This window comes from Nostoc sp., from assembly GCF_036917755.1.
In the GTDB taxonomy this organism is placed as follows: domain Bacteria; phylum Cyanobacteriota; class Cyanobacteriia; order Cyanobacteriales; family Nostocaceae; genus Nostoc.
The window spans coordinates 1-12075 of sequence record NZ_JBALFC010000011.1 but is presented as its reverse complement, the minus strand read 5'-3'; the positions used below and the strand labels follow the sequence as shown (position 1 = coordinate 12075).

Annotated in this window: 11 protein-coding genes and 1 pseudogene; 4 read left to right on the top strand and 8 right to left on the bottom strand. The window is 40.3% G+C overall.

Features of this window, described 5'->3' with window-relative positions:
• Nucleotide 1: 1 nt before the first annotated feature.
• Nucleotides 2-271 (bottom strand): annotated as a pseudogene (locus V7L05_RS03655) (sensor histidine kinase); the annotation flags it as partial.
• A gap of 747 nt (nucleotides 272-1018) precedes the next feature.
• On the opposite strand from V7L05_RS03655, the gene V7L05_RS03650 reads away from it, so the two are divergent.
• The 3 genes from V7L05_RS03650 to V7L05_RS03640 are packed head-to-tail and all read left to right on the top strand — an operon-like array spanning nucleotide 1019 to nucleotide 2550.
• On the top strand, nucleotides 1019-1327 hold the full coding sequence (locus V7L05_RS03650) for a helix-turn-helix transcriptional regulator (protein ID WP_292771691.1): 309 nt from the start codon (nucleotides 1019-1021) through the stop codon (nucleotides 1325-1327).
• A gap of 40 nt (nucleotides 1328-1367) precedes the next feature.
• On the top strand, nucleotides 1368-2222 hold the full coding sequence (locus V7L05_RS03645; RefSeq protein WP_335161892.1) for a reverse transcriptase family protein: 855 nt from the start codon (nucleotides 1368-1370) through the stop codon (nucleotides 2220-2222).
• 28 nt (nucleotides 2223-2250) lie between these two features.
• The gene (locus V7L05_RS03640) at nucleotides 2251-2550 is read left to right on the top strand and encodes a hypothetical protein (RefSeq protein ID WP_335161890.1); all 300 of its coding nucleotides are present in this window, start codon (nucleotides 2251-2253) and stop codon (nucleotides 2548-2550) included.
• 40 nt (nucleotides 2551-2590) lie between these two features.
• Here the strand turns inward: V7L05_RS03640 and V7L05_RS03635 are convergent, their stop codons facing one another.
• The 7 genes from V7L05_RS03635 to murG all read right to left on the bottom strand — a co-directional run bounded on the left by V7L05_RS03635 (nucleotide 2591) and on the right by murG (nucleotide 10814).
• Nucleotides 2591-3265: a DUF305 domain-containing protein gene (locus tag V7L05_RS03635; RefSeq protein ID WP_335161888.1), complete on the bottom strand. Its 675-nt coding sequence runs from the start codon at nucleotides 3263-3265 to the stop codon at nucleotides 2591-2593.
• Nucleotides 3266-3379: 114 nt separating this feature from the next.
• A complete protein-coding gene (locus tag V7L05_RS03630; protein WP_335161925.1) occupies nucleotides 3380-5596 on the bottom strand; it encodes a dynamin family protein in 2217 nt (738 codons plus the stop codon).
• Nucleotides 5597-5726: 130 nt separating this feature from the next.
• The gene (locus tag V7L05_RS03625) at nucleotides 5727-7808 is read right to left on the bottom strand and encodes a dynamin family protein (protein WP_335161923.1); all 2082 of its coding nucleotides are present in this window, start codon (nucleotides 7806-7808) and stop codon (nucleotides 5727-5729) included.
• A gap of 16 nt (nucleotides 7809-7824) precedes the next feature.
• Complete coding sequence (locus V7L05_RS03620; RefSeq protein ID WP_335161886.1) at nucleotides 7825-8199, bottom strand: DUF3040 domain-containing protein; 375 nt, start codon at nucleotides 8197-8199, stop codon at nucleotides 7825-7827.
• Nucleotides 8200-8323: 124 nt separating this feature from the next.
• Nucleotides 8324-8512 (bottom strand): hypothetical protein, encoded by a 189-nt coding sequence (locus V7L05_RS03615; RefSeq protein ID WP_335161884.1) that lies wholly within the window; start codon nucleotides 8510-8512, stop codon nucleotides 8324-8326.
• A 13-nt stretch (nucleotides 8513-8525) separates the two neighbouring features.
• Nucleotides 8526-9677, bottom strand: coding sequence for a hypothetical protein (locus V7L05_RS03610; RefSeq protein ID WP_335161882.1), 1152 nt, complete (start codon nucleotides 9675-9677; stop codon nucleotides 8526-8528).
• 63 nt (nucleotides 9678-9740) lie between these two features.
• Nucleotides 9741-10814, bottom strand: a complete 1074-nt coding sequence (gene murG / locus V7L05_RS03605) for an undecaprenyldiphospho-muramoylpentapeptide beta-N-acetylglucosaminyltransferase (protein ID WP_335161880.1) — start codon at nucleotides 10812-10814, stop codon at nucleotides 9741-9743.
• An 84-nt stretch (nucleotides 10815-10898) separates the two neighbouring features.
• Here murG and V7L05_RS03600 point away from each other — a divergent pair, with 84 nt between their 5' ends.
• Complete coding sequence (locus V7L05_RS03600; RefSeq protein WP_335161878.1) at nucleotides 10899-11738, top strand: nuclear transport factor 2 family protein; 840 nt, start codon at nucleotides 10899-10901, stop codon at nucleotides 11736-11738.
• Nucleotides 11739-12075 lie beyond the last annotated feature (337 nt).

Below are 12075 nucleotides of genomic sequence, written 5' to 3'. Positions count from 1 at the left end.
TTTACTTAAATTTAGGTTTGAGGTAATACAGCAATTTAAATTGGGAAATTGGGGTGACATCGAAGGGTAATTGAATAGTAAAAGTGCTACCTTTACCTAATTCACTTTGCACGTTTAAACTACCTTGGTGTGCCTGAATAATTGCTTTAGCGATCGCTAATCCTAACCTATAACCGCCAGTTTTACCAGAGCGATCGCTATTCACCCGGTAAAAGCGATCAAAAATCCGATTCAGTTCCTGGTGTGGAATACCAATACTTGTATCGTAGATCGCAAAGCCCATACTAATTCTTAAAAATATTCGCTAATAGCGAACAAAATTTTATAAAACTGTGGTAGACTCGGTTTAGTCAGGTTAAAGGAGACAGTTGCCATTCATTGGATCGTTATTTCGATCCGAGGGAGATGATAAAGCATCTTCTACCGTGTTTGCTGAAAAAAACAGTGGAAAAACACTTTAGAAAGCATACGAAAACACAAGTAATTGTGAGTATCGATGTGAGCCTACATCGAGTAACAACTAAAGAAGAAGTACCACTGATACAATCCAGCACAACAGCGTAGCCTAAGCAAGTTAGCTTCGGCAAGTATAGGGGAGGATTAAAACTGCCGTTCTCCGGGTTTGTTTGCGGCAACGCTTATTTACATCACTGTAAGTAAGTGCAAACACCCTACTAAAAGGAGATGTCTCCGATGGAAAATCCAGAATCTGACAAACGGCAGAAGCAGTCTAAAAAGCGTAAATACAGCAGAATTCAGAATTAAGGAGTCAGAATTCAGAAGTAAAACAGGCTTTATACCTGACTTTGAGACTTAGCTTGTGTACTTCACCAACCTGAAATCTGCTGTATAAGCAGTGGCTGATATGGCTCCGCAAACCTCAAACGCTCCGTCTGCTATTTCAACTCGGTCCGGTCATCTTCAACTTATTGAAGTGGCTAATTGAGTTTTGGCAGAACTAGACTGCTAAATCTTCTATAGAAACCCTTAAAAAACCTCTAGCCAAGGGAGGTTAGATATGCTAAGTGAAGCTCTAAGATTGATAAGAGTATTCTATGACCTAACACAGAAAGAGCTTGCAGAAAAGCTAGGGATATCCAAGTCATATCTCTCGGAAATTGAGTCAGGGAAAAAAACTCCAACACTTGAGTTGCTGAACCGATACTCAGAGTTTTTTGATATACCAGCATCCTCGATCATGTTTTTTTCGGAAAGCTTAAATAAGGATATAAAAACAGAGAAGTTAAGGACATTCGTATCCTCTAAGATTCTTGCCATCCTTAACTTCATTGCTGAAAGGTCTGGTCGTTCTTATGCAGAAGAGTAAATATGCAAGATACGAATTAGACCAGTCGCCTTTTTACTGTTTGAAATCTAAAGCAAAACTTGCAAAGCTTTTGCGTGTTAGTCAAATTAAGCTGAAATTGCTTACTAACACAGAGCATTTGTATGTAGAGTCGGACATATTTGATCGAGAGAGAGGGAAAAGCCGTCGTTTTGAAAAGCCAAGACAAGACCTAAAACGTGTACAAAAGCGGATTGAAGAGCTTCTAAAACGAATTAAGGTTCCAAACTACATACATGCTCCTGCGAAAGGGCGTTCCTACATCAGTAATGCTAAAGCTCATGTAAATGCCACAGAAGTATGTAGCCTTGACATCGAAAAATATTTTCCTTCTACGCTAGCAAAGCATGTTTATTGGTTCTTCCATACACAGATGAAATGCTCCTCAGATGTTGCTGGTATCTTAACCAAGCTCTCAACTTTCAAAGAGCATCTGCCAACTGGAAGCCCATCAAGTCCTATGCTCTCCTACTTTACACATATAGGCATGTGGGAAGCAATCAACAAAATTGTTGAGATGGCAAATTGTACTCTGACTGTCTACATAGATGATGTTACAATCTCAGGGAATCATATTCCAAGTGAGTTGATTTGGCAAGTAGAAAAGCAGTTTCATCGCTATGGATTACGTAGTAATAAGAAAAAGGAAAAGCATTATACTAACAAAAAATCATACGAAATTACTGGGATTATTGCTACAAATCAAGGTGAGTTAAAAATTCCTAATCGACAGCATTTAAAGATGCATCGATGTCGTCAGTTGCTCAAATTAGGTATTAAATATGAAAAAGGGAAAGATGTCTTGAAAAGCTTAAGAGGTTTAGAAGCACAAAGGCAACAAATCAGAAAAGCAAATAACGATTCGATACAAACATGACTAAATATCTTTAATCAGAAGAAAATTCTTGCCAGAAGCCACACTATTTAACTATTCACAAGCAGCGAGGTTAAAAATGTTGACTAGTGTTGAAGGAACATATCGTAATGGTCGAGTCGAACTCACTGAACAACCCACCGATGTACATGAAGGAACACGAGTGATTGTGACTTTTATGAGGTCAAATGAGATTGACCTAGCTTCTCAAGGAATTAACGAAGCGCAGGCTGAGATTTTGCAATCGCATCTAGCAACCTTTGCAGATGACTGGGATAGCCCGGAAATTAGTATTTATGACAATTACGACGCAGCCAAAACAAATCTTTAAACGAGGTGATGTTGTGATGAATCTACACAGATACTTAGGCTCACTTGTTATACCAAGCTTTTCGCCACTGTTGCATTTGTTTAATCTCTACATCTTGGGCTTTAATAATTTCTTGGGCTAATTGCTTAATTTCAGGGCGCTTAGACTTACTCAAAACATCTTTTGCCATTGTTACAGCCCCTTCATGGTGAGGAATCATCGCATTGATAAAGCGCAGATCAAATTCAGCATCAGCTGCACCTAAATTCTGACTCATCATCATAGTTTTCATTTGGTCAGATGACATCTCCATCATGTGCCCCATTTGACTGTCATAAGCCATTGGTTTATTTCCCGCCTTCGGATACCAAGCTTGTCGCCACTGCTTCATCTGAGTGATTTCTTGGTTTTGCGATTTGATGATATTGTCTGCTAGTTTTTTGATTTCAGGACGTTTTGATTTCTGCTGCGCTTCTTTAGCCATTTCCACAGCCCCTTGATGGTGAGGTATCATAGCATCGAGAAACCGTAAATCAAAATTAGCATCGGCTGGGCCTAAATCCATTCCCATGCTGTGATTCATCTGCTTGTCGCTAGTATTGGTAGCGGTTGCATTTGGGGCTTGGCTTTGGTTCTGGGAAGCAGTATTGGTACAGGCTGTGATTAAGCCACCAGCTGAAGCGATCGCACTAAAGGTTAACGCCAAAAAGCCATTCCTTAAAGATAAGAGTTGCATAAATCTCACTTAACAGTTTCCTAATTCTATATTTACTCTTAGCTTTGCAGCCAGAAATGAAATTAGGATAAAATGTTTCTCCCCGACTTCTTTGAGAAGTCGGGGATCTGATTTTTATTTCTCACTCAAAATTGTGTAAGCTTCATTAAGTAAGTGCATTTTATCTTGTGCTTGTTTTAGCAGTTGCGGCTTACCAACAAACAAATCTGGATGCCATTTTTTTACTAAAGTTCGATAAGCCTGCTTTACCTCAGCCAAAGAAGCATTTGCTTGCAATCCTAAAACGTCGTAGGCGCGAGTAATGTTATCTTTTTCTGTCTGGGTTTTTGGTTGGTTGGGTGCTTTATTGCTTTGAGTTGTATTTTGTTGTTTGCCAGTTTGAGAACCAGGCGATGTCTGACGACAAGCCTTAGGGCTACGCATCTCTGCTTTCATTCGCGCTATTTCCTCATTGAGTTCCCAATCACGAAATTTCGCCTCCACCTCTTCTTTCCGTGGAGAAACAGATTTTACCCTTGTCTCACTATTCTTAGCAGTATTTTCCTGTTGTTGCTTAACACCAGGATCTTTTTGAGGGGAAGTTTTAACTCTCTTTGGCTGTGGCGAATACTTCCTATTGGGATTCGTGTATTTTGGTACTTCTTTATAATATTGATAATTTGAGATAATTTTGACTTTTTCTAACTCTCGCAACAATTGATTAAAACTGTTTTGTAACTGCTGTAAAATTTTACGTCTATTAGTAATTTCTAGTGGTTCCTGACTTAATTCAAAGCAAATTATTTTTTCGGCTTTCTGTTCATATTCATTCAAAATTGATAACCCTTGACTGCTGAAGTAAGATAAATAATCTTCAATTGCCGTTATACAAAGTTTAGCAACTTCCTGATGATAAGATTCCTTTGCTAATTGTTCGTCTTGTGTCTGGATATTCTTGTTTAACAAATAAGAAATGCTTCCGACAACAGCAGCACCTACTGGGCCGCCTAACAACCAACCAATACCACCACCAACAGCGATAGAACCAGGTTCACTCAAATCATCAGTATTGCTTGGCTTTGAAGGTAGTATTACTTGTGGTTCGCTAGGAAAGGCAATTAATAAATCTTGCGGTCGTTCTTCTTGGAAAAATTCGTAAGCTTGATAAAGCCATTTCACCGCAGCGAATTGCAACTGAGTGAGGTCTTTTTTAAGAGTATTTGTTTGCCAAGCTTTAAAGTTGTTTTCTGCCAATGCAACTGCTGCATCAGCTTGATATTTTGTGAGTAGCTTGGGTAATGCTAGCCAATCGCGTAACTCTCCCACGCTAGTAGTAAAACCTTGATAAATTAAGTTGGCTGCTTTTTGTTTAATTTCAATTTGGCTGTTTTGTTTATCATCAAAGGATTTTATTTCAATAGCAATCGAGTAAATTTTAGCTTTTAATGAGTGTTGAATTTGAGAAGCGATCGCTTGCACTCTTGGCAAACGCACACTACCACGATTTGGTTGCAAAATCCCCACAATATTTTGCAAAGCTGTTTCAAAAGCTGCTAACCCGCTACTATTAGCAGCAGCAACATCGCCTTTTAATCTGGCTCTTAAGGCAGGTAAAGCATCAACGCGATATAAATTACTAAAACCTGGAGGTAATTCGGCTCGAAAGCTTTCTGCAACAAACCGCAGGCGATTTTGAACTTGTTTTTGCTCGTCGGGTTCGAGTAAGTTCATAAAATTGGCAACAAATATAACTGTTTTAATACCGCGATCTAATAGCCAATCTCGTAAGTTTTCCCGCTCACCTAAAGTCATTAACTTACGTGCATCTAATAATTGGATGACTAAATCTGCACTTAAAAGTTGTTCTCTGACTAAATTATCTTGTTCATCTCTATCGTTTATTCCCGGTAAATCGAGCAATTCTACACCTGTTTCTAAGAACGGATGCGGACAAAAAACTTCTACCGATGCGACATCTTTTCGCATCTGCCTATTGCCATCAAGAATTGCAAATTGCTGTAAAACTTCTGTGCCACTACGGGAGATTTCTGTACCATCTACCAACATGATGCGAGTTCGCACATCAGAGCCATACTTGACAGTAATCGCCGCGCCTGTGGTGGGAATTAAATCAATTGGTAAAGTACGATTACCTAGCATGGCATTTAATAGGGTAGATTTGCCATGATTAAAAGGGCCAAATACCGCAATGCGAAAGCTAGGATTAACCAGATGATTGCAAATGGTAATTATATCTTGATGCAGTTGCGATTTGCGTTCTAAATTCAGTAACGCAGATGCAGATTTGAGAGAATCTGCTAAGTCCTTATAACCTTCATACTGTTGTTGCATAGTTCCTCTATCTTCCTCGTTCCCAGCTTCTAGCTGGGAATGCAATTCATTGGGGCTACCGCCTCACATTCTTATTATCGGAGGCAGCAGCCCTCCCAGTAGGCACGAGAGTCGAGAGTAATGAGAAATATCAGCTATAGGAAGCTAATAAATTGCTATACGCGGCCTCAATTTTTTGCAACTGAGCTATTACATCTTCCTGTAAGGTTTTTAAACGTTTGAACTCAGTCTCACGATTGATTTCGCGGGTTTCTTTCTGCTTGAGCAGATTATCTAATTCAGATTTACGGGATACAATATCATCGTTAATCCGCTTACTCACTTCTCTTTCGTAAGAGTCAAAACACTCTTTCACGGCATTGTATACAACCTGAGATTGCTCATGTGCTACTTGGGGTAGATGTTTAACTAACTCTTTTTTAGCAGTTTTAACTAACTCTTTACGGGCTTGATCTGCTTGCAAAAATCCTACTCCCAAACCTAGCAGCGCAAACCCAATTGGCCCAAGAAAAATACCTGTCACTGCTGTAATTATTCCGCCAACACCAATTACAGTGAAGTAGTTTAACAAGATATTTTTCCAATCAAATCCAGCGCCCGCTAGTGCGAAACCAGCAAGATTTCCCTTGGACAGTGATAACAATCCCATTGCCCATTTTGCCCAGCCGGGAGAGTTATCTTCTTCAGCAGTGGTAGTCGTATTTATTTTAACGTTTTGCCCAGTCAGCTTTTCTGTTATTTGATCTGTGACTTGACTGTAAGATGCGCCATATTGTGCAGCACTGCGAGAAAGTTCCCTAAAAGCTACATTGATATCTTTTTCAGCAGTTAATGTCCAAGCAGCAGATTTGTCAGTGATATATTGTTCAAAGGCTTTTTGCAGTGCGGTGTTAAATGCTTCTCGTTTACCACTACTGAGGAAATCAAACAAATTTAATTCTGGCTGATAGCGTAAGAAATCGTTTTCAAAGGTATTACCTAAATTTAAAACGTAGCTGCGAAAAGATTCGGAAATTGTTCTTGCTTGAGTGTCTCTTGTATTGATAATTTCTTTTTGGAATTCATCCCGAATATCTGTGAGTTTGTTAAACTCTGGTTCCACTGAATCAATCCGTTTTTTTAATTCATTTACATCTTGGTCAAGCAATGGTATGCGTCTAGCAACTGCTTCACGGATATGATTGCAGGCAAGTCTTGCTAAGGTTCTGACTTGACGGAGTTCTGCGATCGCACGTTCTCTGGTAAGAAAAGTATTAAGCGAATCCATAAACTTCGGAAAGCCAGTCCCCTCTAAATCAGCTTGGGGATTTTTCAACCGTCGTCTGAGTGCTTGAATTGACGAAAGCTCAAACACGCGTTCGTCATAAATATTCTGACCTTCTACAGAACAATATTCTGCTAAATTCGCGTTAAATACTTGCCGTAATCTCTCCTCAGATCCTTTTAACTCCTCTACATCATCAGGATCAATCAATGATTCCCGCACCTGATCCCAAGCATTAACTAAGAAGAAAACCGTCAATCCTCGACCTTTGATATAATTTTCTAGGTAGCGACGCTCACCCAAGGTACAAGGTTGAGAAGCTCTCATCACAAACAGAATTGCATGGCAATTATTTACATAACCCAAAGATAATTCGTTTCGCGCTTCTGTATCATTTAATCCTGGACTATCGACAATTTCAATTCCCTTTTCTAGTAGCGTTAAAGGATACTCAACTACTGCATAATCAACATCAGGAAAAGCTTGTTTTTTCTCCTGCTCTAATTTTTTAGCTTCACCCGGATCAATGGTATATTTATGTTTAAAGCTCTGAAAATCTAGCTGTTGCGGACTTTTACCATCATTAAAATGAATGGTAACTTTCTTTTCTGGCCCATAGCGTAAAACTGTTAATACTGCGGTACAAGGGTTAACATCGCTCGGTAATAAGTTTTCACCAATTAAGGCGTTGAGAAACGTGCTTTTTCCCCGTTTCATATCGCCCAATACTAAAAGGCGAAATACACCTTCGCGGAGGTTTTTGCTAGCTACTGTAATATCTTCAATATCTCGCTCTAAACTGAGTTTTCCTGATGAAGAGTCTCCAGCCAACTCAGCTTTATTAATTGTTTCAGCGAGTTTACTCAAACACACAGAAATCTCCGATCGCACTTGAGCAACACGCTCTAAATCTTGGATAAATCTGTCAGTTACTACCTGATCACTCATCATAGTTAGACCTTTATTAAAGATTGGTTTTTTTGGATTCAAAAAATAATTTGTAGGACATCCACCCCAGTGCAGCAACAATAATAAACCCAGCCAGCACTGAGGCTATCTTCACTGCAACCAGCGTTACCACACCAAGAACAAACAGCTTTCCACCGAGGATAACTTTTTTGATCCAAGGTTTCTGGGAATCTTCCGGCTGATGCTTCACAGTTTGATGAAAAGCCGCGTCGGTAGCATGGATGTTAGCTTCCATTTCCCAAAGACGCAATTCAACTTCTCGTTCTCGTAGTATACGTTCCCGGTGTTCGAGTTCTATTTGGCTATAGCGATGCCTACGGCGGGCAACTCTTGGAGAGGCTACGCCAACGCCTACGCTTTCAGATGTCATCGGTGTCCACCCCATCTAAGACAATGAAATGATGTCAGCATTCACTGGTCAATCATGCAGTATCCTAACTTACACGAATATTTTTTAACCCCAGTAAAATTACTATTTTAATTTTCATTACCTGCTAAACTAAAATTGCTTCTGTCATAGATTCAATTTTGAGTACTATTAAGTCAACGCCAACGGTTTCATATTCTTTCAGGCGTTGAATAATAGTATAGCGATCGCCAACGAGTTGAGCAGATAAACCGAGCGAGAACAGCGAGTTAAAATTACGAATTATGTTGACCCGTGCATAGATATTTTGAATCAATCAAATTAATGCATTACTTCTTTACTAAAAAATATGCTGTAGCATAGTCTGGCAATTGGCTGATATTCTGCCCAAATTCTTTTTTATTCTGAAAAATACCTGCCAAAAAATCGAGTTGATAAAGATTGGGTAAAAATGCTCCGCCTGTATCGGCAATCACTCCCATTTGCAGATGCTTGCGACCACCTTGAGTATGCTCAATCACAATCACTTTACCTAAACCTATATTCAAAACATCTCCCGCAAAAGTGACTCCGGGTTTGATAGAAATTTTTGCATCTATTTTGTATCCATAGCCTTTAATAGCATCAACTTCTCTAAAATACCAATAACGCTTTTGTGCTGTTGCCTTCAATCCGCGAATATAAGACATTCCATTATTTCTATCAACATTAAAAAATGCCTGATAGCCATCTGTAAAATTAATCAGTATTGTTCCTTCCATAATTGCTTCTTCTAAGCCATTTCTGGTTAGATAAGCGAGAGTCGTAACCTTTCCAAATTCTCTACCACCTGGTTCATAAATACCCGACAAAACATCCTGCTTTGTGTATCGAGTGTAGAATTTATCGTTATTAGAGTTTTCTTTTAAGCTATAAATTGGTATATTAAAAGTAGAGGTTTTCTTCCGAGAACCGGGGTGAGTAAATACAGCATATTTAGTAATTCGTAATTGTTTTTGCTGTTTATTATTTGGGTTGTAGGCAGACCATTTAATGACTCGAAAATTAGCATTGATAAATTTAGGGTCTTGTAAACGAGTAGCTCGATTATTAGCAATATCCTCCTTTAAGACAGCAATCATGAAATCCAAAGTTTTGAGAACATCTGGCACAGTAACCCCTTGAGTGGCAAGCATTCCTGTACGCAGAATATCTGGGTCTTCTGAAGCGTAGTCTTGAAAATATTTTCTAGTATTAGCAAGAACGGTTAATAAATCTCTTTGATTGAAGTTAACCTTACTACTCGGCAGTTTGACTGGAGTAACAATCTGGCTGCCATTAATGCTAAATTTATATTTTTTGAACTCATCGACAACTGGATAGGGTGCAGATGCTGCTAACAAATCTTGTGGAGATGAAAAATGGCTACTGGCTAAACTTACAACTAATAAGCCAGTACAACCGACTGTGAGGCGGAATTTTTGGCTGAATACGATCTTCATAACCTGGAGAAGAATTTCTATTGTCTTTAATTACGAATTACGAATTACGAATTACGAATTATTTTAAGTTTCTATCACCTCACGCACTAATTGCGCCAACTTTTCGGCACTATCGGGAACTGCGATCGCATGAGCTTTTTCTCCCATTTTTGCTAACTCTGGCGGTGACTGCAACAGATTCAACACAATACTTTGCAATGTTTGGGTCGTCAACTCTGATTGCTTCAACGTTAACGCCGCACCCGATGAAGTAAATACGTCTGCATTATAAGATTGATGGTCTTCTGCGGCAAAGGGGTAAGGAATCAAAATCGCTGGTGTTCCACACACTGCCAATTCTGTCAAGCTACCTGCGCCAGAACGACTAATGGCAAGAGTTGCTCGTTGCAACAAGGCCGCCATATTGTTGTAAAAAGGTAAGGCTATGTACTGGGGATGTTTGAGACTATCTGCTTCTGGATCGCGATCGCCAGTTAAGTGTACTACATAGACACCAGCATCAAACCAAGCCTTTGCAGATTCGCGCACCAATTTATTAATCGCAACTGCACCTTGGCTACCGCCAAAGACAACAATTAAGGGAACACCATCAGGAATAGCTAAATCTAGTGGTGCATTAATTGCCCCATCAAGAAATTGCGCTCTGACAGGAGTGCCAACGTAGACATTTTGGGCACGGGGTAAATACTTAGCAGCTACTTCAAATCCCAAGGCTACCGCATTACACCAAGGGCCAAAAAAGCGAGTTACTTTCCCTGGTAAGGCGTTAGACTCGTGGAAAACCACGGGTAAACCGAGGGAACGCGCCGCAATGACGGCAGACCCGGCAATGTAACCCCCTGTGGTAAACACCCCTTGAAAATTTCCCTGTTTGAGAATTCGTCTGACTTCCAGAATCGAAAGGGCGAGTTTACCCAAGATGCGAATCGAGGAGAGTCCAAACCCTTGCTGAAACCCTTCAACTGCAATAGTATTCAAGGGATACTGTTTGGGAACAAGTTGAGTTTCGAGCCGATTGGATACTCCCAGCCATTCTATTTGATAATCTGGGAGTTTATCTGCCAGTGCGATCGCTGGAAACAAATGTCCACCAGTCCCACTGGCAGCGATTAATAATCGTATCGGTGCGTTTGCCATCAAACCTTTACCGTTTAGCGCCTAGCTTAACTAAGATAAAACAATTTCCTTACTTTCTCTAATCAAATCAGTAAATTCTTACCAATGACTAACATTATTGCCGCCTTAGTGAAACGCCAACTTAGATTTCCAGCAAGTATCGGGTTGATATCCTTCCTGCTGACACTTGGTTTAACAAGTGGTTGGCAACGCACTCAAGCGACGACACCACAGCAATTAGTCCAAGCTGGTACAGCCCAAAATGCACCAGCCGAACTGAAAAACCTGTTGACACAAGTTGATGCAGCCGCTAGTCGCGGGGATGTTAAAGGGGTGTTGCAATTCTATAGCCCCAATTTCACTCATGGAGATGGATTAAACCTCCAAACTATGGAAAGGTCTTTGATTTCACTTTGGCAACGATATCCGAAATTGCAATACACTACAAAACTGCTATCTTCAAAATCTGAAGCCAATGGGATTATTGCCGAAACAGAAACACAGATAACTGGCTTACCATCCGGTAGCGCTAATAATTTGACTCTCAATGCCACGATTAAATCGCGTCAGCGCATTGCCGGGGGAAAAATCGTCCGCCAAGACATTTTATCAGAACGCACCCTAATTACCTCTGGTAGCAAGCCGCCCCAAATTGAGATTAAATTACCACAGCAGGTGCAAGTCGGTCAGAAGTATAATTTTGATGCGATCGTCAAAGAGCCACTTGGTGATGATTTTCTACTAGGAACCGCGCTAGAGGAATCTATCCAACCGGATAAATTTCTCAACCCCACATCCGTGGATTTGGAATTACTGACATCTGGCGGATTGTTTAAAGTCGGACAAGCACCATCTACCCCTGGTAGCCAATGGGTTTCTGCTGTCATCCTGCGCGGTAATGGGATGACGATGATAACTCAGCGCCTGCAAGTGGTGAAGAAATAGTTAGGAGTTTGGAGAGACGCGATTAATCGCGTCTGTACAGGAGTTTGGAGTTTGGAGAGACGCGATTAATCGCGTTCCCAGTCGGAGACTTCTTTTCGAGACAATCTCTAAATGCTGCTTCTAGACTAACTTTCACCTGAAGTTGAAACCAATGGGAGTTAGTGCGCTACGCTATCGGTAGCGTACTAAAAATCTGGATAGTGCGATCGCTTTAACGTATCGCAAAAGTCCCCACCCTCAACTCTTAGTACACGTCACCGTAAAAAAGGGTCGGAAATTATGCGGCAATCACGAGGTCACTTGGAGTCATATTCTTGGAGTCTTGTTTCAAGCATTT

Excerpts from the sequence above, each read along its gene's own strand:
- V7L05_RS03620 (WP_335161886.1), bottom strand. The coding sequence starts at position 8,199 with ATGACATCTGAAAGCGTAGGCGTTGGCGTAGCCTCTCCAAGAGTTGCC.
- V7L05_RS03635 (WP_335161888.1), bottom strand. The coding sequence starts at position 3,265 with ATGCAACTCTTATCTTTAAGGAATGGCTTTTTGGCGTTAACCTTTAGT.
- V7L05_RS03600 (WP_335161878.1), top strand. The coding sequence starts at position 10,899 with ATGACTAACATTATTGCCGCCTTAGTGAAACGCCAACTTAGATTTCCA.
- murG (WP_335161880.1), bottom strand. The coding sequence starts at position 10,814 with ATGGCAAACGCACCGATACGATTATTAATCGCTGCCAGTGGGACTGGT.
- V7L05_RS03610 (WP_335161882.1), bottom strand. The coding sequence starts at position 9,677 with ATGAAGATCGTATTCAGCCAAAAATTCCGCCTCACAGTCGGTTGTACT.
- V7L05_RS03630 (WP_335161925.1), bottom strand. The coding sequence starts at position 5,596 with ATGCAACAACAGTATGAAGGTTATAAGGACTTAGCAGATTCTCTCAAA.
- V7L05_RS03650 (WP_292771691.1), top strand. The coding sequence starts at position 1,019 with ATGCTAAGTGAAGCTCTAAGATTGATAAGAGTATTCTATGACCTAACA.
- V7L05_RS03625 (WP_335161923.1), bottom strand. The coding sequence starts at position 7,808 with ATGAGTGATCAGGTAGTAACTGACAGATTTATCCAAGATTTAGAGCGT.